This window comes from Rhizobacter sp. (assembly GCF_046595475.1).
Classification (GTDB): domain Bacteria; phylum Pseudomonadota; class Gammaproteobacteria; order Burkholderiales; family Burkholderiaceae_C; genus Rhizobacter.
Genome location: NZ_JBKJOQ010000023.1, coordinates 101,827 through 123,459 on the forward strand (window position 1 = coordinate 101,827; position 21,633 = coordinate 123,459).

Here is a 21,633-nt window from a genome sequence, read left to right on the forward strand (position 1 = left end):
TCCGGCGCAGGCGGGAATGACGCAGGTCAGTGCACCACCCGCTCGAACACGAACTCGCCCGCCTCTACACCCACCGGCACCACGTCCTTAGGGCCAAACTTGCCTTCAAGGATCAGCTTGGCCACCGGGTTTTCAATGCGCTGCTGTATGGCCCGCTTGAGCGGCCGAGCACCGAACACCGGGTCGAAACCCACCTTGGCCAGCTCGGCCAGCGCCTGTGGTGACACCACGAGCTTCAGGTCCATTTTTTCCATGCGCGCTTCCAGCACCTTGAGCTGGATCTTGGCAATGGCTTCGATGTTGCTGCGGTCTAGCGCATGGAACACCACCGTCTCGTCAATGCGGTTCAAGAACTCGGGGCGGAAGTGCTGCTTCACCTCGACCATCACCGCGTCACGAATATCCTCGATGTCTTGCCCCGCCATCTGCATGATCTGGTGCGAGCCCAGGTTGCTGGTCATCACGATGACGGTGTTTTTGAAGTCGACCGTACGGCCTTGTCCATCGGTCAGGCGGCCGTCGTCCAGCACTTGCAGCAGCACGTTGAACACATCGGGGTGGGCTTTCTCCACCTCGTCGAGCAAGAGCACGCTATAGGGCTTGCGGCGCACGGCTTCGGTCAGGGCGCCGCCTTCGTCATAGCCCACGTAGCCGGGCGGCGCGCCGATCAGGCGCGAGACCGAATGCTTCTCCATGTACTCGCTCATGTCGACGCGAATCATGTGATCTTCACTGTCGAACAGAAAGCCAGCCAGTGCCTTGCACAGCTCGGTTTTTCCCACGCCGGTGGGGCCGAGAAAGAGGAAGGAGCCGGTCGGGCGGTTCGGGTCGCTCAGGCCCGAGCGTGAGCGGCGAATGGCGTTGGACACCGCAGCGATGGCCTCGTCTTGCCCGATCACGCGGTCGTGCAGCTTGGCCTCCATCTGCAGCAGCTTGTCGCGCTCGCCCTGCATCAGCTTGGCCACCGGGATGCCGGTGGCGCGGGCCACCACCTCGGCGATCTCTTCAACGCCGACCAGGGTGCGCAGCAGCTGCGGGCGGCCCGTCGCAACGCCCTTCTTCACTTCCTTGTCCTGCGCGTCTTTCAGCGTCTTTTCCAGCTCAGGCAGCTTGCCGTACTGCAGCTCGGCGACCTTGTTGAAGTCGCCCTTGCGCTTGAACTCTTCGATCTGCGTGCGGATGCGGTCTATCTCTTCCTTCACGTGGGCCGAGCCCTGCGCGGCAGCCTTCTCGGCCTTCCAGATGTCTTCGAGGTCGGCAGCCTCGCGCTGCAAGCGGGTGATCTCCTCCTCGATCAAGCCAAAGCGCTTCTGCGAAGACTCGTCTTTCTCGCGGCGCACCGCCTCCCGCTCAATCTGCAGCTGGATCAACCGGCGGTCTAGCCTGTCCATCACCTCGGGCTTGGAGTCGATCTCGATCTTGACCTTGGCCGCGGCCTCGTCGATCAGGTCGATGGCCTTGTCGGGCAAAAAGCGGTCGGTGATGTAGCGGTGGCTCAGCTCGGCCGCGGCCACGATGGCCGGGTCGGTGATCTCCACACCGTGGTGCACTTCGTACTTCTCTTGCAGGCCGCGCAGGATGGCGATGGTGGCTTCCACCGTCGGCTCGCCAACCAGAACCTTCTGGAAGCGGCGCTCCAGCGCGGCGTCTTTCTCCACGTACTTTCGGTATTCGTTGAGCGTGGTCGCGCCTATGCAATGGAGCTCGCCGCGCGCCAGCGCAGGCTTCAACATGTTGCCTGCGTCAATCGCACCTTCGGCCTTGCCCGCACCGACCATGGTGTGGATCTCGTCGATGAAGACGATGGTCTGGCCTTCGTCTTGCGCCACTTCCTTGAGCACGCTCTTGAGCCGCTCTTCGAACTCGCCGCGAAACTTTGCGCCCGCCAGCAGCAAGGCCATGTCGAGCACCAGCACGCGCTTGTTCTTGAGCGAATCGGGCACCTCGCCGGCCACGATGCGCTGGGCCAGGCCTTCGACGATGGCGGTCTTGCCGACACCCGGCTCGCCGATCAGCACGGGGTTGTTCTTGGTGCGGCGCTGCAGCACCTGGATGGCGCGGCGGATCTCGTCATCGCGGCCTATCACCGGGTCTAGCTTGCCTTTGCGAGCCCGCTCGGTCAGGTCAATGGTGTATTTCTTCAGGGCTTCGCGCTGGCCTTCGGCCTCGGCGCTGTCGACCTTCTGGCCGCCGCGCACGGCGTCGATGGCGGTGTCTAGCGCCTTGCGGGTCAGGCCGTGTTCTTTCACCAACGGGCCGATGCTGTTCTTGATGTCGGCTGCGGCCAGCAAGAACATCTCGCTGGAGATGAACTGGTCACCGCGCTTGCTGGCCTCCTTCTCGGCCCCTTGCATCAGCGAGGCCGTGTCGCGGCTGGCCTGCACCTGCTCGCCGCCCTGCACCTGCGGCAGCTTTTTGATGTCGGCGTCTAGCGCGGCCTGCAGCTTGACGGTGTTGACGCCAGCGCGCTCCAACAAGGCCTTCGGCCCATCGGTCTGCGCCAGCATGGCGGCCAGTACGTGGACGGGTTCGATGTACGGGTTGTCGCCAATGACGGCCAGGCTCTGGGCTTCAGCCAGCGCTTCCTGGAACTTGGTGGTGAGCTTGTCGAGACGCATGGATCAATCCTCCGATAGCAGGTGATCTGAGGCGCATCGGCCCAAAATCAAGCCAAAAACATCAAACCAAGAAACTGCGCGCCAGACGAAAACCGAGGCCCGCGCATGCCAATGCGCCGAGTACATGGGCCAGAGTGTGAGCGACGGCCCAAGCCCACTCGTTGCGCTGCATCAAGGCCAGCGACTCGCCAGAGAATGCCGAGAAGGTGGTGAGGCCACCCAGAAAGCCGGTGATCAGCAGCAAGCGCAGCAGCTCGTTGGGGCTGCGGTCGAACCAAAACAAGGCCACGCCGATCAGCAGGCCGCCCAAGCAGTTGACGAGCAAGGTCCCGAGCGGAAAGCCGCTCCACTGCGCGTTGAGCCACAAGCCGGCGCCCCAGCGCAGCAGCGCCCCCACAGCCGCCCCCACCGACACCGCCAGCACCTGGGCCCACGGCACGGCCGAGCTCATGCTGCGTTGCCACTGGCAATGCCCCAGCGGGCCAGGGCGTCGTCATCTTGCACGCGGGCATCGACCCAGTGGGCGCCTTCTGGCGTGTGCTCTTTCTTCCAGAACGGGGCTTGGGTCTTCAGGTAGTCCATCAGGAACTCGCAGGCCTTGAAAGCTTGTTCGCGGTGAACCGAGCTCACGGCCACCAGCACGATCTGGTCTTGCAGCTGCAGCGGGCCCACGCGGTGGATGACCCGCACGCCGCGTATGTCGAATCGCGCCTGGGTGGCATCGATCATGGCCTCGATCGCGCGCTCGGTCATGCCGGGGTAGTGCTCCAACTCCATGCCCGTGACCCCCTTGCCATCGCTGCGGTCACGCACGGTGCCGATGAAGCTGACCACCGCGCCCACGCCGGCATCTTGGCTGCGTAGCGCAGCAAGCTCGGCACTGAGGTCGAAGTCTTTTGTCTGGATGGCCACGCGCGCTGCACTCATCGCTCGAATTGTGGCACCGGCTCCGGCACAATCGCCGCCATGCTTGCGCTGCAAACCACTGCCCTCGCCCTTCGCGGCACCGGTGCGGCCGCGCTCAAAGCCAAAAAACAAACGCTCATCTGACCGGAGCGCTTGCGGTTCCGTCCTCAGATGAGCGACGGAACCAGACCAGGCTCGGGCACCTTCCTCGCCCTCTACCTGCTCCTACGCTCCTCTGACCGGCACCCTTCATCGGTCTTGTCGTCAAAGGAGAAGCTCGTGGGTCAATTCTATTTTTCAGGTTTGTGGATTCCGCTCGTCACGCCGTTTCGCGATGGGCGTGTAGACGAGGTCGGCCTGCGCCGCCTGGTGCGCCATTTGGGTGAAGCGGGTGTCAGCGGCTTCGTGGTGTGCGGCAGCACGGGCGAGGCCGCCTCGCTGACGCACGCCGAGCAGCTGGGCACGCTCGATGCGGTACTCGCGGCCGGCAGCGGCAAGCCCGTACTCATGGGGCTGTCGGGCACGCAGGCAGGCGAGATGCTGGGGCGTTTGCGCGAGGTCGCGCAGCGGCCGGTGGCCGGCGTGCTGGTCTCGGCACCGTATTACCTGCGCCCGTCGCAGGCGGGAATCGTGACGCATTTTCGCGCGCTGGCTGACGCTTCGCCGATGCCCATCGTGCTCTACGACATCCCCTCACGCACAGGCGCAGAAATGACGTTGAGCACCCTGCTTACCCTTGCCACGCACCCGAACATCAGCGCGCTCAAGGACAGCGCCAACAACACCGAAAAGACCCGTGCGGTGATCGCCGATGGCCGCCTGGCCGTGCTGGCAGGCAACGACGACAGCATCTTCGCCACTTTGTGCATGGGCGGCGCAGGTGCCATCGCGGCGTCAGCCCATTTGCTGCCGCAGCACTTCGTGGCCATGGTGGCAGCGCTGCGGGCCGGCCGGCTGGCCGAGGCGCGCCCGCTGTACCACGCGCTCGCGCCGCTTTCGCACGCGCTGTTTGCCGAGCCCAACCCCTGCGTCATCAAGGCGCTGCTGGCACAGCAAGGGTGGATGACGGATGAGCTTCGCGCCCCGCACAGCCCCGCCACGCGCGAGGGCGTGCAGCGCGCCGTGATGGCGCTGGAGGCAGTGGCTAGCCGCCTGTGACCGGCGGAAAGAACGCCAGCTCGGCACCTTCGTGCAAGGGCTGGGCCTCGTCGCACAGCGTCTGGTCGAGCGCCGTGCGTACCGCCCGCCCGCGTGCCAGCGAATGGGCGTGCGGCGCACCGCGCGCGATCAAGGCATCGCGCAACTGGCCGACGGTGGCGCCCTCGGCGGCATCCACCGTCTCACCGCTGCCCAGGGCTTCGCGCAGAGACGCGAAGTAGCGCACGCCGATCTTCATGCGACCCACTCCGCCAGCGAGATGAAGCGCACGCTGTCACCCGCGCGAATGGGGGTGCTGGGCGGGTTGTCCACCAGCCCGTCGGCCCAGACGGTGGATGTGAGCACGCCCGAGCCCTGGTTCTGGAACAGGTCTAGCCCACCGTTGGCATTGCGCTTCACGCGCAAAAACTCGCGGCGGGTGTCGGCACGCGGCCAGTCGAAGTCGGCACGCAGGCTCAGCCCCAGGGGCGGCTGGGGCGCAGCACCTTGCAGTTGGAGCAGCACGGGCCGCACCGCAAGCAAGAAGGTGACGAAGCTCGACACCGGGTTGCCTGGCAGGCCGATGAACCAGGCGCTGCCGCTGTCTTCGCGGCGCACGCTGCCGAAGGCCAGGGGCTTGCCCGGTTTGATGGCCATCTGCCACAGGTCTAGCGAGCCTTCGGCTTGCACAGCAGGTTTCAGGTGGTCTTCTTCCCCCACCGACACACCACCGCTGGTGACGATGAGGTCGTTGCCTTGCGCCGCTTGCCGCAAAGCCGCGCGGGTGGCGTCGAGCCGGTCGGGCACGATGCCCAGGTCTATGCACTCACAGCCCAGCGACTGGATCAGCGCGCGCAGGGTAAAGCGGTTGGAGTTGTAGATGGCGCCGGGTTTGAGCACCTCGCCTGGCATGGCCAGCTCGTCACCAGTAGAAAACAAGGCCACCCGTGGGCGACGTGCGACTTGCAGCGTGGCGGCGCCCGCTGCGGCGGCAAGGCCGAGTGCCTGTGGCGTGAGGCGCAGGCCGCGCCGCAGCACCTGGGCACCGCGCGCCAGGTCTTCGCCACGGCGTCGGATGGCCAGGCCGGCGGTGGGCACGGTGTTCACCCGCACCGCACCGTCCAAAGCCTCGCATTGCTCTTGCATCACCACCGCATCACTGCCATCGGGCACGGGCGCGCCGGTGAAGACGCGGGCAGCGGTGCCGAGCTTCAGTGCCGACCCCACGCTGCCGGCGGCCACGCGCTGGCTCACGGGCAGCACGGCGCCTGCCGCGGGCACATCAGCGCAGCGCATGGCGTAGCCGTCCATGGCGCTGTTGTCGGCCGGCGGCACGTCGACCAGCGAATTCACGTCGCGCGCGAGCACGCGACCCAGCGCGTCAAAGGTCGACACCGCCTCGCTGCCCGCCAGAGGCTGCACCGCACCGAGCAAGCGGGCGAGTGCCTCGTCAAGCGTCAGCAGTGTCGTAGGGCGAGATGTAGTCATAGCGGCTCGGGTTGGCCAGCAGGAAATCGGCGATGGCCTGCGCGTCGCTGAGCAGGAAGACCGGCAGCCCCGTGGGCGTGGGCAAATTCTGCGGCAGGTCGGTGGCCACCGCGACGATGAAGGGGTCGTTGGGGTAGTTGGCCGCGTTGCCCGTCTCGGCGCGCCAGACCTCGATCTTCAACAGGTCGGCGTGGCGAAAGCCTTCGATCAACGCCCAGTCGCATACGCTCAGCTCGGCCAGCAGCTGATGCGGCGTGGGGTCACCAGGCACTTCGTACTCGCGAATCTTCGCCAGGCGGCGATCCGAGGCCACCACGACCTCGAAGGCACCCGCCTTGCGGTGGCGCCAAGAGTCTTTGCCTTCCTGGTCGATCTCGAAGCTGTGGTGGGCGTGCTTGACCACCGACACGCGCTGGCCCGCCGCCTTCAGGCAGCCAATCAGCTGCTCGATAAGCGTCGTCTTGCCCGAGCCCGAGTAGCCGCTGAAGCCTATGACTTTCATGGCGTCAGGCGTGCGCTGTCGCGTGCTCGCTGATGTATCGCTTGACCACAGCCGCATCTGCCTTCATGACCGTGAAGCGCTTGGGCAAGGCCTCGATGCCTTGCAGCGCAGCCGGCCGCTCGGGTTCGCGGCCCAGGGCTTCGACGATGGTCTCGGCGAACTTCGCCGGCAGCGCCGTTTCGAGCACGATCATCGGCACGTGGGGCTCTAGGTACTCGCGTGCCACCTTCAGGCCGTCGGCGGTGTGGGTGTCGATCATCACGCCCTTGTCTTGCCACATCTGACGGATGGTGGCGAGGCGGTCGGCATGCGTGCTATGGCCCGACAGGAAACCATAGACGCCGATGCGCTCGAACTCGGCGGGGCTGAGCTGGAAGTGGCCTTGGGTCTCTAGCTGCGCCTTGAACATGTCGCGGGTGCGATCACCGTCACGGCCCAGCAGGTCGAACACGAAACGCTCGAAGTTCGAGGCCTTGGAAATGTCCATCGACGGGCTGGAGGTTTCGAAGGTTTCGGCGCTGGCACGCGGCCGGTAGGCGCCGGTGCGGAAGAACTCGTCGAGCACACGGTTTTCATTGGTCGCGAGCACCAGGCGCTTGATCGGCAGGCCCATCATCCGCGCGACGTGGCCGGCGCAGATGTTGCCGAAATTGCCCGAGGGCACAGCAAAACTCACACGCTCGTCGAGAGGCGCGCGGTCTGGGTCCAGCCCCATGAGCCGGGAGTCGAGGGCCATGCGCCTTGAATCGGCACCCGCCCGCCCCGGGGCATCGGGCGACGTGGCCTGGAAGTACCCGGCGAAGTAATACACCACCTGAGCCAGCAAGCGCGCCCAGTTGATGGAGTTGACGGTGCCGATCTTGTGGCGGCGCTTGAACTCAAGATCGTTTGAGGTGGCCTTGACGATGTCTTGGCAGTCGTCGAACACGCCTTCGATGGCGATGTTGTGGATGTTGGCGTCTTGCAGGCTGAACATCTGCGCCTGCTGGAACGGGCTCATGCGGCCCTTGGGCGACAGCATGAACACGTTCACGCCCTTCTTGCCGCGCATGGCGTACTCGGCGGCGCTGCCGGTATCACCCGAGGTGGCGCCCAGGATGTTGAGCGTCTCGCCGCGGCGGCCGAGCTCGTACTCGAAGAGGTTGCCCAGCAGCTGCATGGCCATGTCTTTGAAGGCCAGCGTGGGGCCGTTGGACAGGGCTTGGAGGTAAAGGCCGGGTTGCAGCACCTTCAGCGGCGTGATCTCGGGCGTGCCGAAGATGGCCGGCGTGTAGGTGCGATGCACGATGTCGTAAAGATCGGCCGCAGGGATGTCGTCGATGAAGAGCGACAACACCTCGAACGCCAGGTCGGCATACGACAGCTTGCGCCACTGCGCGAGCGTGGCGCGCGGCACGATGGGGTAATGCGTGGGCAGGTACAGGCCGCCGTCGGGTGCCAGGCCTTCGAGCAGGATGTCGGAGAAGCCTCGCGGTGCGCTCGTGCCAAGAGAAGAGTCCCCGCGGGTAGAGATGTACTTCAACTGAGTTCTTCTTTCCGAATGCGAACGATGGGGGCCAACACCGTGGGCAAGGCTTGCATCTGCGCGATGGCCTTGTTCATCTCGCCTTCTACGGTGTTGTGCGTGAGGATGATCACGTCGGTCTGGGCTTCGCCCTCGGCCGACTCGCGCTGCAGCAGCGCGTCGATCGAGATGCCTCGCTCGGCCAGGATGCCGGTGATGCGCGCCAGCACGCCCGCCTGGTCGGCCACCTGCAAACGCAGGTAGAAGGCCGTCACGACCTCGTCGATGCTCAGGATGGGCGTGTTGGCCAGCTCGTTGGGCTGGAAGGCCAGGTGCGGCACGCGGTGGTCGGGGTCGGCGGTGTGCAGGCGGGTGATGTCGACCAGGTCGGCCACCACGGCCGAGGCGGTGGGCTCGGCGCCTGCGCCCTTGCCGTAGTACAAGGTCGTGCCCACGGCATCACCATGCACAACCACGGCGTTCATCGCGCCTTCTACGTTGGCAATGAGGCGCTTGGCTGGCACCAGTGTCGGGTGCACGCGCAGCTCGATGCCGCCAACACCGCCAGCCGTTGTCGTCAGGTCATCGCGCCGCTTGGTGATACCCAAAAGCTTGATGCGGTAGCCCAGCTGCTCGGCGTAGTTGATGTCGGCCGCTTGCAGCTGTGTGATGCCCTCTACGTGCGCCTTGTCAAACTGCACCGGGATACCGAAGGCAATGGCGCTCATGAGGGTGACCTTGTGGCCCGCGTCCACGCCTTCGATGTCGAAGGTGGGGTCGGTCTCGGCATAACCAAGTTTCTGCGCTTCTTTCAGCACCACGCCAAAATCGAGCCCCTTGGCACGCATCTCAGACAAGATGAAGTTGGTGGTGCCGTTGATGATGCCGGCGATCCACTCGATGCGGTTCGCGGTGAGGCCTTCACGCAGCGCCTTGATGATCGGGATGCCCCCCGCAACGGCCGCCTCGAAGGCCACGATCACGCCCTTGGCGTGGGCGGCGGCAAAGATCTCGGTGCCGTGCACGGCCAGCAAGGCCTTGTTGGCCGTGACCACATGCTTGCCTGCGGCAATGGCTTCCATCACCAGCGTTTTTGCAATGCCGTAGCCGCCGATGAGCTCGATGACGATGTCGATCTCGGGGTTGGCGATCACCTGGCGTGCATCTGCCACCACTTCGACCGAGTCGCCCACCGTGGCTTTGGCGCGTGCGGTGTCTAGGTCGGCCACCATGGTGATCTGAATGCCGCGGCCGGCGCGGCGGCGGATTTCTTCCTGGTTGCGCTTGAGCACGGCGAAGGTGCCGCTGCCGACGGTGCCGATGCCCAGAAGGCCGACTTGGATAGGCTTCATGTGATGTCTCAGTGGTGACGCTTGGCGTAGTGGTGAAGGAAGCGCGCGATGCGGCCGATGGCGTCTGTCAGGTCGTCGGAGTTGGGCAGGAAGACCACCCGAAAGTGATCCGGCTGCGTCCAGTTGAAGCCCGTGCCCTGCACGATCAGCACCTTCTCTTCGGCCAACAGCTCGTAGGCGAACTGCCTGTCGTCGGTGATGGGGTAGAGCTTGGGGTCTAGCCGCGGAAACATGTACAGCGCGGCCTTGGGTTTGACGCAGGTCACACCCGGAATCTCGGTGAGCAGCTTGTGCGCGAGGTCACGCTGGCGACCCAGCCGGCCGGTGGGCGCCACCAGGTCCTTGATGCTCTGGTACCCGCCCAGCGCCGTCTGGATCGCAAGCTGCCCCGGCGTGTTGGCACACAGGCGCAGCGAGGCCAGCATGTTCAGGCCTTCGATGTAATCCTTGGCATGGCGCTTTTCGCCTGACACCACCATCCAGCCGGCGCGGTAGCCGCAGGCGCGGTAGTTTTTGCTCAGGCCGTTGAAGGTGACGAACAGCACGTCATCGGCCAGCGAGGCCATGCTGGTGTGGGTGTGACCGTCGTACAGTGTTTTGTCGTAAATCTCGTCGACGAAGATGGTCAGCTCGTGCTGGCGCGCGACCTCGATGATGTCGAGCAACACGCTGTCGGGGTACAGCGCGCCAGTCGGGTTGTTGGGGTTGATGACAACGATGGCGCGCGTGTGGGGCGTGATCTTGCGCTTGATGTCGGCCACGTCGGGCATCCAGTCGGCCTGCTCGTCGCACATGTAGTGCACCGGCGTGCCGCCCGAGAGGCCGGTCACGGCCGTCCACAGGGGGTAGTCGGGGGCGGGGATCAGCACTTCGTCGCCGTTGTCGAGCAGGGCGTTGAGGCTCATCGCAATCAGCTCGGAGGCGCCGTTGCCCAGGTACACGTCATCAACATGCACACCGGCGATGCGCTTTTCTTGCGTGTAGTGCACCACCGCCTTGCGCGGGGCGAAGAGGCCCTTGCTGTCGGTATAGCCCGCGGCCACCTGCGAGGGCAGGTTGCGGATCATGTCTTGCACGATCTCGTCGGGTGGCTCCAGCCCAAACGCGGCCACGTTGCCGATGTTGAGCTTGATGATCTTGTGGCCCTCTTCCTCCATCTGGCGGGCCTTCTCCAGCACCGGCCCGCGGATGTCATAGGCCACGTTGGCCAATTTGCCAGACTTGACGATGGGCTTCAACGGGGTCTCCTGAGCGGCGCAAAGCCTAGAATTATCGTCGAACACCACACCCGGCAGCCTGCTGACGGCCCATCCATTTTCCGAGTCCGTGAATTGAAGCTCCAACCCGATCGCATCGAGGGCGTGAACGTCATTTCAGGGCTGCTGCACGACGCCGTGTCGGTCAACGGCATCACCCACCGCAGCAGCATCCTGATTCCCTGGGTGGGCGACATCGTTGCCTGGGGCGAGGCCGGCTTCGAGGGCCTGACTACTGCCGATTTCGACCGCCTGGCCGAGCTTCAGCCCGAGTTGGTGATCTTCGGCAGCGGGTCGCGCATCCGCTTCGCGCCGCCGGCCGTCATGCGCAATCTCATGGCCCGACGCATCGGCGTCGAAACCATGGACACCGCCGCCGCCTGCCGCACCTACAACGTGCTGGCGGGCGAGAACCGCCGCGTGGTCGCCGCGCTGCTGCTGGGCTGAGCGTCAACCCCTACTTCGCGGGCGCTCTGCGGCGAACCGCCAAGTGCCTGTGCCCTTATAATCACGGGCTACGCCTGACGAGGCGCAACTTCAGAATTCTTCATGACGCCAGCTCTCAATAAACCCCTTCCGGAATTTGAAGCGCTCGCAACCGGTGGCGTGAAGTTCACGCCGCAGGCGTACATCGGGCAAACGGTGGTTCTGTACTTCTATCCCAAGGACAACACCCCCGGCTGCACCACCGAAGCCATGCAGTTCCGCGACCGGCACAAAGACTTCGTGAAGGCCGGTGCCGTGGTCTTCGGCGTGTCGCGCGACAACATGGCGTCGCACGACAAATTCAAGCAAAACCTCGAGCTGCCCTACGAGCTGATCGCCGATACCGAAGAGAAGCTCTGCCACATGTTCGGCGTGGTCAAGAACAAGATCATGTACGGCAAGAAGGTCAAGGGCATCGAGCGCAGCACCTTCATGATCGACGCTTCGGGCATCTTGCGGGCCGAGTGGCGCGGCATCAAGGTCGCAGGGCACGTAGACGAAGTGCTCAAGGCCGTGAAGGGCGTGAAGAAGGCCGCGGCCTGATCAGCGCGCCTCCCCAGAGGAAAAGCCGGCACGAGCCGGCTTTTCTGTTTTTGGCTACCGCTCACCTTTGTTTTTCAACCACGCTCTTCGCAGGGCGGTTGAGTCGTCACTTCACTTGTGCATAATGGGTTTCATGCCTGTGAGTTGTGAATTACGCAAGCTCCAAACCAAGCCGCACAGGCGACTGTGCGGCTTTTTTGTTTCTCTCGCGCCCCTTCCTCACCCCACCTGAACCGAGCCCATGCCACTGCCCAAGCCGCCTGCCAAACGAGCCGCCCTCCTCACCCCCGCCGACTTCGAATCTCAGGCCGCGCCCAAACCGGGCAAACGAAACCCTAAACATGCCGCAGCCGAGCCCGTGGGCCCTGCGGTGATGGACTTGCTGGAGCCTCCGCGCGAAGCGGCGCCCCTGACGCCCCGGGTCACGCCGCCGCCCGCCGCGCCTGTGGTGCGGCCGTCGCATCCCCAGCCGCAGCGGCGCAAGCCCCGTGGCACGGGCCCGGCCAAACTCTTCGTGCTCGACACCAACGTGCTGATGCACGACCCCATGAGCCTTTTCCGCTTCGAAGAGCACGACATCTACCTGCCGATGATCACGCTCGAAGAGCTCGACGATCACAAAAAAGGCATGTCGGAGGTAGCCCGCAACGCCCGCCAGGTGAGCCGTGACCTAGACGCTCTGGCCGCCAGCCTCTCGGAGCGCGAGTCGGCCGACATGGCCGATGGCCTTCCACTCAACCACACCGGCCACAAAGACGCTGGCGGCAAGCTCTTCTTCCAGACCACGCTGCTCGACGTGCACCTGCCGGTCGGCCTGCCCCAGGGCAAGGCCGACAACCAGATCCTGGGCGTGGTGCAGGCCCTGCGCGAGCAAAGCCCGAAGCGCGAGGTGGTGCTGGTGTCGAAAGACATCAACATGCGCATCAAGGCTCGCGCCCTGGGCCTGCCCGCCGAAGACTATTTCAATGACAAGACGCTGGATGACGGTGACCTGCTCTACACCGGCGTGCTCACCCTGCCCAGCGACTTCTGGGAGTTGCACGGCAAGACCATGGAAAGCTGGAACCAGGCCGGCCTCACCTACTACCGCATCAGCGGCCCGCTAGTGCCTTCGCTGCTGATCAACCAGTTTGTCTACCTCGAAGCGCCCGGCGCCGCGCCGCTGTACGCCAAGGTCACCGAGATCACCGGCAAGACCGCCGTGCTGCGCACGCTGCGCGAGTACACCCACCAGAAAAACGCCGTCTGGGGCGTGACGGCGCGCAACCGCGAGCAAAACTTTGGGCTCAACCTGCTGATGGACCCGGACGTCGACTTCATCACCCTCACCGGCAACGCAGGCACCGGCAAGACCTTGATGACGCTGGCCGCCGGCCTGAGCCAGGTGATGGACGACCGCCGCTACACAGAGATCATCGTCACTCGCGTGACCGTGCCGGTGGGTGAAGACATCGGCTTCCTGCCCGGCACCGAAGAAGAAAAGATGGGCCCTTGGATGGGCGCGCTCGACGACAACCTCGAGGTGCTGTCCAAAACCGAAGGCGGCGCGGGTGAATGGGGTCGCGCGGCCACCAACGACCTGGTGCGCAGCAAGATCAAGATCAAGAGCCTGAACTTCATGCGCGGGCGCACCTTCCTCAACAAGTTCGTCATCATCGACGAGGCGCAAAACCTCACGCCCAAGCAGCTGAAGACGCTGATCACCCGAGCCGGGCCAGGCACCAAGATCGTCTGCCTGGGCAACCTGGCCCAGATCGACACGCCTTACCTCACCGAAGGCAGCTCGGGCCTGACCTACGCGGTTGATCGCTTCAAGGGCTGGCCACATTCGGGCCATGTGACGCTGGCGCGCGGCGAGCGTTCGCGCCTGGCGGACTTCGCTTCAGAGGTTCTCTAGCCGCGCAAGCCAAACTTCGCGCACCCTCAAGCAGCGCCCACGGAACCAGCTTTGCCGGGCCGAAGGGCGGCGCCCGTTGGGGGCAGGAGCGAAAGCGACTGGGGCGCTCTAGAGCAAATCGCGTATCTGCTGCAGCGCGCTCGGGTCTTCAATCGTCGTCAGATCGCCTGGGTCACGCTGCTCGCACACCGCCTGAATGGCGCGACGCAGCATCTTGCCCGAGCGGGTCTTGGGCAGTGCCGTCACGAAGCGCACGCGCGCCGGCCGGGCAACGGCGCCCAGTTGCTGGTCTACCGTCTTCATGATCTCGCCTTCAAGCCGCAGCTTGGCGGCGTCATCAGGGATCAGCGCCATGTCTTTCACCACCACGAACGCCATCGCCACCTGGCCCTTGAGCGCGTCGGCCACGCCCACCACGGCCACCTCGGCCACCGCCGCATGGCCGGAAATGCTCTCTTCGATCTCGCGTGTGCCCAGGCGGTGGCCGGCCACGTTGATCACGTCGTCGGTGCGGCCCAGGATGAAGTAGTAGCCGTCTGCATCGCGCACGCCCCAGTCGAAGGTGTTGTAGACCATGCGGCCAGGAATCGTCTTCCAGTAGGTCTCGACAAAGCGCCTGTCATCGCGCCAGATGGTTTGCATGCAGCCCGGCGGCAGCGGGCCTTCGATCACCACCACGCCCTTCTGGTTCGGCTCTGTCAGCTCCTGCCCGGTGGCGTCGTCAATCAGCTTCACGTCGTAGCCGTACATGGCAAAGCCGGGGCTGCCGAACTTGCTGGGCGCTTGCTCCACGCCTTTGGCAATTGTCAGGATGGGCCAACCGGTTTCGGTCTGCCAGTAGTTGTCAATCACCGGCTTGCCCAGGCCTTTGGAAATCCACTGCGCGGTGGGCTCGTCCAGCGGCTCGCCGGCCAGAAACAGAGTACGCAGCGAACTCAGGTCGTGCTTGGTCAGGTAGCTGGCGTCGTGCTTCTTCAACACGCGCACCGCGGTGGGCGCCGTGAACATCAGGTTCACCTTGTATTTCTCGACCAGGCGCCACCACACGCCCGCGTCGGGCCGTATCGGCAGGCCTTCATACATCAGCGTGGCCATGCCGGCAATCAAGGGGCCGTAGATGATGTAGCTGTGGCCCACCACCCAGCCTATGTCGCTGGCGCAAAAATAGGTCTCGCCTGCCTTGCCCTGGAAGATGTGCTTCATGCTCGCGGCCAGCGCCACGGCATAGCCACCGGTGTCGCGCTGCACGCCCTTGGGTTTGCCGGTGGTGCCGCTGGTGTAGAGCGTGTAGCTGGGGTGCGTGGCGTCCAGCCAGACGCAGGGCACGACAGTCTTGAGATGCTGCTCTCGCAGTGCGGCGTAGTCTTGGTCGCGCCCTTGCGCGAGGGCCATTGGGGCCAGACCGCGATCCACCAGCAAGACCTGCTTCGGTTTGTGCACCGACAGGCGCAGCGCCTCGTCCAGCAAGGGCTTGTAGGCCACCACCTTGCCGCTGCGGCTGCCAGCATCGGCGCTGACGATCACCGTGGGTGTGGCGTCATCGATGCGGCTGGCCAGGCTGCCGCTGGCAAAGCCGCCGAACACCACCGAATGAATGGCGCCTATGCGCGCGCAGGCCAGCATCGCAAACGCAGCCTCCGGAATCATCGGCATGTAGACCAGCACCCGGTCGCCCTTGCGCACCCCCATGGCCTGCAGACAAGCGGCCATGCACTGCACCTCGGCATGCAGCTCGCGGTAGTTGTAGACGCGCTCCTGCCCCGTTTCGGTGGAGACCCAGATCAGCGCGCTTTGCTCCTGGCGCGTCGCCACGTGACGGTCGACGGCGTTGTGGCAGAGGTTGGTCTGCCCGCCCACGAACCAGCGCGCAAACGGCGGGTTGCTGTAATCGCAGACCTGATGAAAGGGCTGGTGCCAGTCGACGAGTGAGGCCTGTTCAGCCCAGAAGCCATCGCGATCGGCCAGCGAGCGAGCGTGAAATTCGGTGTAACGGGTCATGCGGCGTCTCCCCGGCTTCTTGGTGCAGCCCCGCAGCTTAGGTGTCAAATCTTGCGCCAAGCTGTCCATCAGTCGCCATCCGGGAGCGACTAAAACATGAAGAACGCACGCCAAGCCTCTGTCACTGTTAACTTTTTCATTGACTGAGGCCCCACTGCCACCTATGCTTTCAACCATGTTTGGCGCGCTACCCGTTTTGGTTCGCACGGTGCTGGTGGCGCTGGCATGTGCCCTGGCCGCCCCTTTTGCACAGGCCGCGCCCGACAGCAACGACCCCATCGCCAGGCTGCTGATCGAAAAGGGTGTGATCGAAGTGCGCCACGCTACTTCAGATCTCGTGCTCTCGGCGATGAACTTCCTCGGCGTGCCCTACAAGCGTGGTGGCAACAATTCCGACACCGGTTTCGATTGCAGCGGCTTCACCCGCCAAGTCTACGAAAGCAGCCTAGGCCTGCTGCTGCCCCGCAAGGTCGACGACCAGGCCAAGGCTTCGGGCTTGGCGAGCGTCAAGCGTGCTGAGCTAAAACCGGGTGACCTGGTGTTCTTCAACACCCTCAAGCGCACCTTCTCGCACGTGGGCATCTACCTCGGCGACGACAAGTTCATACACGCCCCCAAACCAGGCGGTGAGGTGCGGGTTGAAAGCATGAGCGTGCGCTACTGGGCTAAGCGTTTCACCGGCGCAAGGCGTGCTCCGCAGACTGCGGTGCCGACCACGGTCGCCGTACCGGCCGCCATGACTCCTGTGACCGAGCAGGCCGCGAGCGTCATCCCCAACGATCTGGCGCCTTGATCGCCCGCCCGCCGGGGCACCCGGGTTAAAGCCAGCCGGGCACAATCGCGCGATGGTCGACAAAGTCATTCCCCTCGCAGACCACCGCTACGCCGCGGCGCTGCCGCGCATTCCGTTGCAGGCCATCGCGAGCACCGGCTTGCTGGCAGACACCCTGGGCCGCCCTTTGCGCGACCTGCGCATATCGGTCACTGACCGTTGCAACTTCCGCTGCAGCTACTGCATGCCGAAAGAGGTGTTCGACAAGCAATACGCCTTTCTGCCGCAAAGCTCGCTGCTCAGCTTTGAAGAGATCACCCGCACCGCGCGCCTCTTTGCTGCCCATGGCGTGCAGAAGATTCGCCTCACTGGCGGCGAGCCGCTGCTGCGCAAGAACATCGAGGTGTTGATCGGCATGCTGAGCGCGTTGCGCACGCCCGAAGGTCAGCCGCTAGACCTGACGCTCACCACCAACGGCTCCTTGCTGGCCAAGAAGGCGCAGGCCCTGAAAGACGCAGGCCTTAATCGCGTGACCGTGAGCCTCGATGCGCTAGACGACACCACCTTCCGCCGCATGAACGACGCCGACTTCCCTGTGGCTGAGGTGCTGGCCGGCATCGCCGCCGCCGAGCGCGTGGGCCTGGGGCCGATCAAGGTCAACATGGTGGTGCAGCGCGGCGTCAATGACCACGAGATCGTTCCGATGGCACGGCATTTCCGCGAGCACCATGGCGGCCAGGTCGTGCTGCGCTTCATCGAATACATGGACGTGGGCGAGACCAACGGCTGGCGCATGGACCAGGTACTGCCGTCTGCCGAGGTGGTGGCCCGCGTGAACGCGGCCTTTCCCCTGCAGACCCTGGGCGCCAACGTCGTCGGTGAAACCGCCGAACGCTGGCGCTATGCCGATGGCGGCGGCGAGATCGGCGTCATCTCCAGCGTCACGCAGGCCTTCTGCCAAGACTGCAACCGCGCGCGCCTGTCGACCGAAGGCAAGCTCTTTCTGTGCCTCTTCGCAAACCAAGGCCATGACCTGCGCTCGTTGCTGCGGGGCACGTACACCGACGAGCAGATCGCCAGCGCCATCGGGCTCATCTGGCAGGGGCGCGCCGACCGCTACTCCGAGCTGCGCAGCGGTCAGGCTGCCGACACGGGCGGGGGCGCCAAGCGCGTCGAGATGCACTACATCGGTGGTTGATCGAGAGACCATCACCGGCCTGATCCTCGCCGGTGGCCAAGGCAGCCGCTTGGGCGGCGTCGACAAGGGCCTGCAAGACTTCGCCGGCCAGCCCCTCGCGCGACACGCGCTGCAGCGCCTCTCACCGCAGGTGGCAAGCGTGATGATCAGCGCCAACCGCAACCTGGAAACCTATGCCCGGCTGGGCGTGCCGGTGTGGCCTGATGCGGCATCAACTGCCGGCCACGAGGGCCCACTGGCCGGCTTTCTGGCCGGCCTGCAGCACTGCGTAACGCCCTACCTGGTGACGGTGCCTTGCGACTGCCCCCACTTCCCGCTCGACCTGGTGCAGCGCTTGTCGGCCGCACTCGCCGCAGAAAACGCCGCCATCGCCATCGCCAGCACCGGCCAGCTGGAGCCCGCGTTTTGCCTGATGAAGCGCGAGCTGGCGAGCAGCTTGCTGCTGTTCATGCAAACAGGCCAGCGCAAGATCGAGCGCTGGACGGCCCAGCATCGGCGCACAGAAGTGATATTTGCCGACGCCACCGCCTTCTTCAACATCAACACGCCCGACGATCTGAAACAACTCACCACGCCCGACTGATCAGGCGTGAATGACGGTCGACGCCTCATCCGGGTTGGCCGGCGTCTCGTTGGCTCCCGGCGCTTCGGGCAGCGACGAGACAGGAAATCACGTAGAAACGGTATCGACTCCACGGTTGGCGAGCGCATCGGCGCGCTCATTTCCCGGGTCTCCGGCGTGCCCTTTCACCCAGCGGAATTCAACCTGGTGCAGGTTGCGCTGCGCATCGAGCCGCTGCCACAGGTCGGCGTTCTTCACCGGCTTCTTGTCAGCCGTCTTCCAGCCCCGTTGCTTCCAGCCGTGTATCCACTCGCTGATGCCTTTGCGCACGTATTCGCTGTCGGTGTAGACGATCACGTTGCAGCTGCGCTTGAGCGTCATGAGGGCCTCGATCACGGCGGTGAGCTCCATGCGGTTGTTGGTGGTCAGTGCTTCGCCACCAAAGAGCTCTTTCTCGTGCTCGTTCATGCGTAGCCAGGCGCCCCAACCACCGGGCCCCGGGTTGCCCTTGCAAGCGCCGTCGGTGTAGATGATGACGTTGGGCCGCTGGATGGTGGGTTGTGTGTCAGTCGAAGTCATGTTCTGTTTGAGTTGTCGTGTGATGGCGGTGGCTGCTCACCACCGCGGGGGCTGCTTTGGTTACCAGGCGCTGCCCCTTTACCAGCCCCACGAGGCGCATGCCGCGCACGCGCTTCACCGCCACCAGCAGGTAAACGGCCCCCAGCACCGGCCACCAGCGGTCGCCCGTGCGCTCCATCCATTCGAAGCGCGAAAGCCAGTGCGCTGATGCAAACGGCGGCCGGTAGCAGCCGAAGCGGCCCTGTTCCACCTCAAAGCTGAGCAGGCGCAACCAGTCGCGCAGCCGCCAATAGCCCAGAAAGTCGCCTTCGCTAGGCATGAAGAGGGGCTGGCCCTTGCCGATGCCCATGCCGCGGCCCATGCGGCCGAAGCGCTGGCGCAACGCCCACAGGCCGCCAGGGTTGAAGCCGATGATGACCACCTTGCCTTCCGGCACCAGCACGCGCTCCACTTCGCGCAGGGCCTGGTGCGGGTCGTGTGCCAGCTCTAACGAATGCGGGAGCACGATCAGGTCCAGGCTTTGGCTGTCGAAGGGCAAGGCATCGAATTCGCACTGCAGCATCACCGCACGCGGCGCGGTTTGCGGCTTGTTGATGCCAGGCGTAAGAGAGGGAACTTCGATCCGGCGCGCCGAGTCCATCGCCGGTGCCAGCTGATCGACCGCCAGCCAGCGATGGGGCATGCGGTTGGCACGCAGTGCATCCAGCTCGGGTCGGCCCAACTGGAGCGCATGAAAGCCGAAGATGTCGACCACGCAACGATCCAGCTGCGCTTGCTCCCAAGCCAGCAGATAGCGGCCCGGCGGCGTCTTCAGCCAGGGGGCCAAACCTATAATCCCACCCGATTGCGCCATATAAATTGCGCCCTAAAAATTGCGCCATGAACCTGCAAGCACTGCCAGCCTTCTCCGACAACTACATCTGGATGCTTCACGATGGCCGGCAGGCACTCGTCGTCGATCCGGGGGAATCAGCACCGGTGATTCGCGCGCTCGACGCGCAAGGCCTGGTGCTCGCCGGGATTCTAGTGACCCACCACCACGCCGATCACGTCGGCGGGCTTTCAGATTTGCGGCCCCGCTTGCAAGGCCCCGTGTACGGCCCCGCACGCGAAGACATTCCTCAACCCTGCACGCCCCTCAACGGCGGCGACCACATTGAGATGCTTGGCTGCCGCTTCGACGTGATCGATGTGCCAGGCCACACCGCCGGCCACATCGCCTACTTCCACGCACCGCTGGACGCTCAGGCGCCAATACTCTTTTGCGGCGACACGCTCTTCTCGGGCGGCTGCGGTCGGCTCTTCGAAGGCACGCCGGTACAGATGCACACCTCGCTGTCTCACCTGGCTGGCCTGCCCGGCGCCACGCGTGTGTGCTGCGCCCATGAGTACACCTTGTCCAACCTGAAATTCGCACGCGTTGTGGAGCCTCTCAACGACGACCTGCTCGCCTACACCGCACACTGCGAAGCCTTGCGCGCGCAGGGCGAAGCCACCTTGCCCAGCTCGATCGAACGCGAGCGTCGCATCAACCCCTTCATGCGCTGCCACCAGCCCGACGTCGTGCAGGCAGCCCTCGCACAAGGCGCCACCAGCAACAGCGAGACCGATGTACTGGCCGCGCTTCGCCTATGGAAAAACAACTTCCGATGATTCATTTCCCCGCTCTGCGGCTCGGTTTTGCAACGGCCGCAGCAACGCTCAGCCTCTTGCTGAGCGCATGCGCCACTTTGATAGAGCCTCCTGACCAGACCGGCGACATCCAGGCCGTCATCGCCGACGCCACGCTGCCAGCCCGCGCAGCCTCGCCGCCGCAGCCTTCAGCGGCCGCGTCGGCGCCGGCCAACGCTGCCTCCGAGCCCACGCATGCAGAGTCACCCGTCGTCGCAGCGCCGGTCGACCCCTTGCGGCCCGAGGAGCCGGTCGACCTCAATTCGAAGGCCGCCACCATCGACCTGTGGGAGCGCCTGCGCCGTGGCTTTGCCATACCCGATCTCGACACGCCACTCGTGCGCAGTGGTGAGCAGTGGTACTCAAGCCGACCCGACTACGTGCAGCGCATGACTGAGCGCGGCAGCCGCTATCTTTTCCACATCGTCGAAGAAGTGCAGCGCCGCGGCATGCCCACCGAGCTCGCGCTGCTGCCTTTCGTCGAAAGCGGCTTCAATCCGATGGCGCTCTCGTCGGCCCAGGCGTCCGGGCTCTGGCAGTTCATCCCGGAGACGGGCGCGAAATACAACCTTGCGCAGAACACGCTGTACGACGGCCGCCGCGATGTGGTCGCCTCTACCGGCGCCGCGCTGGATTACCTGCAGTTCCTGCACAAGTACAACAACGGCGACTGGCAGCTTGCGCTGGCGTCCTATAACTGGGGCGAGTCGGCGGTCGCGCGGGCAGTGGAGCGTAACCGCGCGCGCGGCTTGCCCGGATCCTACGACAGCCTTTCGATGCCGGAGGAGACGCGCAACTACGTGCCGCGCCTGCTGGCGATCAAGAACATCATCATGGACCCGACGGCCTTCGGGCTGCGGCTGCCGGAAATCCCCAACGAGCCGGTGTTCGGCGTCGTGCGGGTGAAGGACGATCTCGATCTCAGGCTCGCGGCGCAGTTTGCCGGGATCCCGTACGAGGAATTCCTTACGCTCAACCCCGCGTTCAACAGCAAACATGCACCGGGTGCGACCGGCGCGGGGCTTGTGATTCCGCTCGAGAAATCCGAGGCCTTCAAGGTCAATCTCGAGCGCCATCGTGCGACGCTGGCAGGCCAGGCCGGCACGCGGCACGCGGCAAAGAAAGCGTCCAAAGCTTCGGACGTCACCCGCTTCTGAAAAAAAA

At 64.8% G+C, this 21,633-nt stretch carries 21 protein-coding genes; 9 read left to right on the forward strand and 12 right to left on the reverse strand.

Annotated features, from left to right (window positions below; genetic code table 11):
* Positions 1–26: 26 nt before the first annotated feature.
* The 3 genes from clpB to AC30QB_RS04810 all read right to left on the reverse strand — a co-directional run bounded on the left by clpB (position 27) and on the right by AC30QB_RS04810 (position 3,545).
* Positions 27–2,618: an ATP-dependent chaperone ClpB gene (gene clpB, locus AC30QB_RS04800; RefSeq protein ID WP_489545044.1), complete on the reverse strand. Its 2,592-nt coding sequence runs from the start codon at positions 2,616–2,618 to the stop codon at positions 27–29.
* Positions 2,619–2,679: 61 nt separating this feature from the next.
* Positions 2,680–3,069: a fluoride efflux transporter CrcB gene (gene crcB, locus AC30QB_RS04805; protein ID WP_489545045.1), complete on the reverse strand. Its 390-nt coding sequence runs from the start codon at positions 3,067–3,069 to the stop codon at positions 2,680–2,682.
* Positions 3,066–3,545 (reverse strand): molybdenum cofactor biosynthesis protein MoaE, encoded by a 480-nt coding sequence (locus AC30QB_RS04810; protein WP_489545046.1) that lies wholly within the window; start codon positions 3,543–3,545, stop codon positions 3,066–3,068. Before AC30QB_RS04810 ends, crcB begins: the two co-directional genes overlap by 4 nt.
* 258 nt (positions 3,546–3,803) lie before the next feature.
* On the opposite strand from AC30QB_RS04810, the gene dapA reads away from it, so the two are divergent.
* A complete protein-coding gene (gene dapA / locus AC30QB_RS04815; protein WP_489545047.1) occupies positions 3,804–4,682 on the forward strand; it encodes a 4-hydroxy-tetrahydrodipicolinate synthase in 879 nt (292 codons plus the stop codon).
* Here dapA and AC30QB_RS04820 read toward each other — a convergent pair.
* From AC30QB_RS04820 to AC30QB_RS04845, 6 genes are read right to left on the reverse strand one after another with little or no spacing between them, the layout of a single operon-like run.
* The gene (locus AC30QB_RS04820; protein ID WP_489545048.1) at positions 4,669–4,920 is read right to left on the reverse strand and encodes a MoaD/ThiS family protein; all 252 of its coding nucleotides are present in this window, start codon (positions 4,918–4,920) and stop codon (positions 4,669–4,671) included. The two genes, dapA and AC30QB_RS04820, sit on opposite strands and share 14 nt — an antisense overlap.
* On the reverse strand, positions 4,917–6,149 hold the full coding sequence (locus tag AC30QB_RS04825; protein WP_489545049.1) for a molybdopterin molybdotransferase MoeA: 1,233 nt from the start codon (positions 6,147–6,149) through the stop codon (positions 4,917–4,919). The genes AC30QB_RS04820 and AC30QB_RS04825 overlap by 4 nt, the downstream gene beginning before the upstream one ends.
* Positions 6,112–6,651 carry a molybdopterin-guanine dinucleotide biosynthesis protein B gene (gene mobB / locus AC30QB_RS04830; RefSeq protein WP_489545050.1) on the reverse strand — a complete coding sequence of 180 codons (540 nt, stop codon included), beginning with the start codon at positions 6,649–6,651 and terminating at the stop codon, positions 6,112–6,114. Before mobB ends, AC30QB_RS04825 begins: the two co-directional genes overlap by 38 nt.
* 4 nt (positions 6,652–6,655) lie before the next feature.
* On the reverse strand, positions 6,656–8,173 hold the full coding sequence (locus AC30QB_RS04835) for a threonine synthase (RefSeq protein ID WP_489545051.1): 1,518 nt from the start codon (positions 8,171–8,173) through the stop codon (positions 6,656–6,658).
* The gene (locus AC30QB_RS04840) at positions 8,170–9,507 is read right to left on the reverse strand and encodes a homoserine dehydrogenase (protein WP_489545052.1); all 1,338 of its coding nucleotides are present in this window, start codon (positions 9,505–9,507) and stop codon (positions 8,170–8,172) included. Before AC30QB_RS04840 ends, AC30QB_RS04835 begins: the two co-directional genes overlap by 4 nt.
* Positions 9,508–9,515: 8 nt before the next feature.
* Complete coding sequence (locus tag AC30QB_RS04845; protein ID WP_489545053.1) at positions 9,516–10,745, reverse strand: pyridoxal phosphate-dependent aminotransferase; 1,230 nt, start codon at positions 10,743–10,745, stop codon at positions 9,516–9,518.
* Positions 10,746–10,838: 93 nt separating this feature from the next.
* On the opposite strand from AC30QB_RS04845, the gene AC30QB_RS04850 reads away from it, so the two are divergent.
* The 3 genes from AC30QB_RS04850 to AC30QB_RS04860 all read left to right on the forward strand — a co-directional run bounded on the left by AC30QB_RS04850 (position 10,839) and on the right by AC30QB_RS04860 (position 13,689).
* On the forward strand, positions 10,839–11,210 hold the full coding sequence (locus tag AC30QB_RS04850; protein ID WP_489545054.1) for an Mth938-like domain-containing protein: 372 nt from the start codon (positions 10,839–10,841) through the stop codon (positions 11,208–11,210).
* A gap of 102 nt (positions 11,211–11,312) precedes the next feature.
* A complete protein-coding gene (locus AC30QB_RS04855; protein ID WP_489545055.1) occupies positions 11,313–11,792 on the forward strand; it encodes a peroxiredoxin in 480 nt (159 codons plus the stop codon).
* Between the two features lie 241 nt (positions 11,793–12,033).
* Positions 12,034–13,689 (forward strand): PhoH family protein, encoded by a 1,656-nt coding sequence (locus AC30QB_RS04860; protein ID WP_489545056.1) that lies wholly within the window; start codon positions 12,034–12,036, stop codon positions 13,687–13,689.
* A 108-nt stretch (positions 13,690–13,797) separates the two neighbouring features.
* On the opposite strand, the gene AC30QB_RS04865 is transcribed toward AC30QB_RS04860, so the two are convergent.
* Positions 13,798–15,687, reverse strand: a complete 1,890-nt coding sequence (locus tag AC30QB_RS04865) for a propionate--CoA ligase (protein WP_489545057.1) — start codon at positions 15,685–15,687, stop codon at positions 13,798–13,800.
* Between the two features lie 175 nt (positions 15,688–15,862).
* On the opposite strand from AC30QB_RS04865, the gene AC30QB_RS04870 reads away from it, so the two are divergent.
* Genes AC30QB_RS04870 through mobA form a run of 3 tightly spaced genes read left to right on the forward strand, consistent with a single transcriptional unit; the run spans position 15,863 to position 18,240 of the window.
* Positions 15,863–16,480 (forward strand): C40 family peptidase, encoded by a 618-nt coding sequence (locus tag AC30QB_RS04870; RefSeq protein ID WP_489545058.1) that lies wholly within the window; start codon positions 15,863–15,865, stop codon positions 16,478–16,480.
* A gap of 52 nt (positions 16,481–16,532) precedes the next feature.
* The gene (gene moaA / locus AC30QB_RS04875; protein ID WP_489545059.1) at positions 16,533–17,657 is read left to right on the forward strand and encodes a GTP 3',8-cyclase MoaA; all 1,125 of its coding nucleotides are present in this window, start codon (positions 16,533–16,535) and stop codon (positions 17,655–17,657) included.
* Positions 17,650–18,240 (forward strand): molybdenum cofactor guanylyltransferase MobA, encoded by a 591-nt coding sequence (gene mobA / locus AC30QB_RS04880; RefSeq protein WP_489545060.1) that lies wholly within the window; start codon positions 17,650–17,652, stop codon positions 18,238–18,240. The genes moaA and mobA overlap by 8 nt, the downstream gene beginning before the upstream one ends.
* 87 nt (positions 18,241–18,327) lie before the next feature.
* Here mobA and rnhA read toward each other — a convergent pair whose 3' ends face one another.
* The gene (gene rnhA / locus AC30QB_RS04885) at positions 18,328–18,798 is read right to left on the reverse strand and encodes a ribonuclease HI (RefSeq protein WP_489545061.1); all 471 of its coding nucleotides are present in this window, start codon (positions 18,796–18,798) and stop codon (positions 18,328–18,330) included.
* Positions 18,785–19,651: a class I SAM-dependent methyltransferase gene (locus tag AC30QB_RS04890; RefSeq protein WP_489545062.1), complete on the reverse strand. Its 867-nt coding sequence runs from the start codon at positions 19,649–19,651 to the stop codon at positions 18,785–18,787. The genes rnhA and AC30QB_RS04890 overlap by 14 nt, the downstream gene beginning before the upstream one ends.
* A gap of 26 nt (positions 19,652–19,677) precedes the next feature.
* On the opposite strand from AC30QB_RS04890, the gene gloB reads away from it, so the two are divergent.
* Together gloB and AC30QB_RS04900 are read left to right on the forward strand one after the other, a co-directional pair.
* Positions 19,678–20,451 carry a hydroxyacylglutathione hydrolase gene (gene gloB / locus AC30QB_RS04895; RefSeq protein WP_489545063.1) on the forward strand — a complete coding sequence of 258 codons (774 nt, stop codon included), beginning with the start codon at positions 19,678–19,680 and terminating at the stop codon, positions 20,449–20,451.
* The gene (locus AC30QB_RS04900) at positions 20,430–21,626 is read left to right on the forward strand and encodes a transglycosylase SLT domain-containing protein (RefSeq protein WP_489545064.1); all 1,197 of its coding nucleotides are present in this window, start codon (positions 20,430–20,432) and stop codon (positions 21,624–21,626) included. Before gloB ends, AC30QB_RS04900 begins: the two co-directional genes overlap by 22 nt.
* The last annotated feature ends 7 nt before the right edge of the window (positions 21,627–21,633 follow it).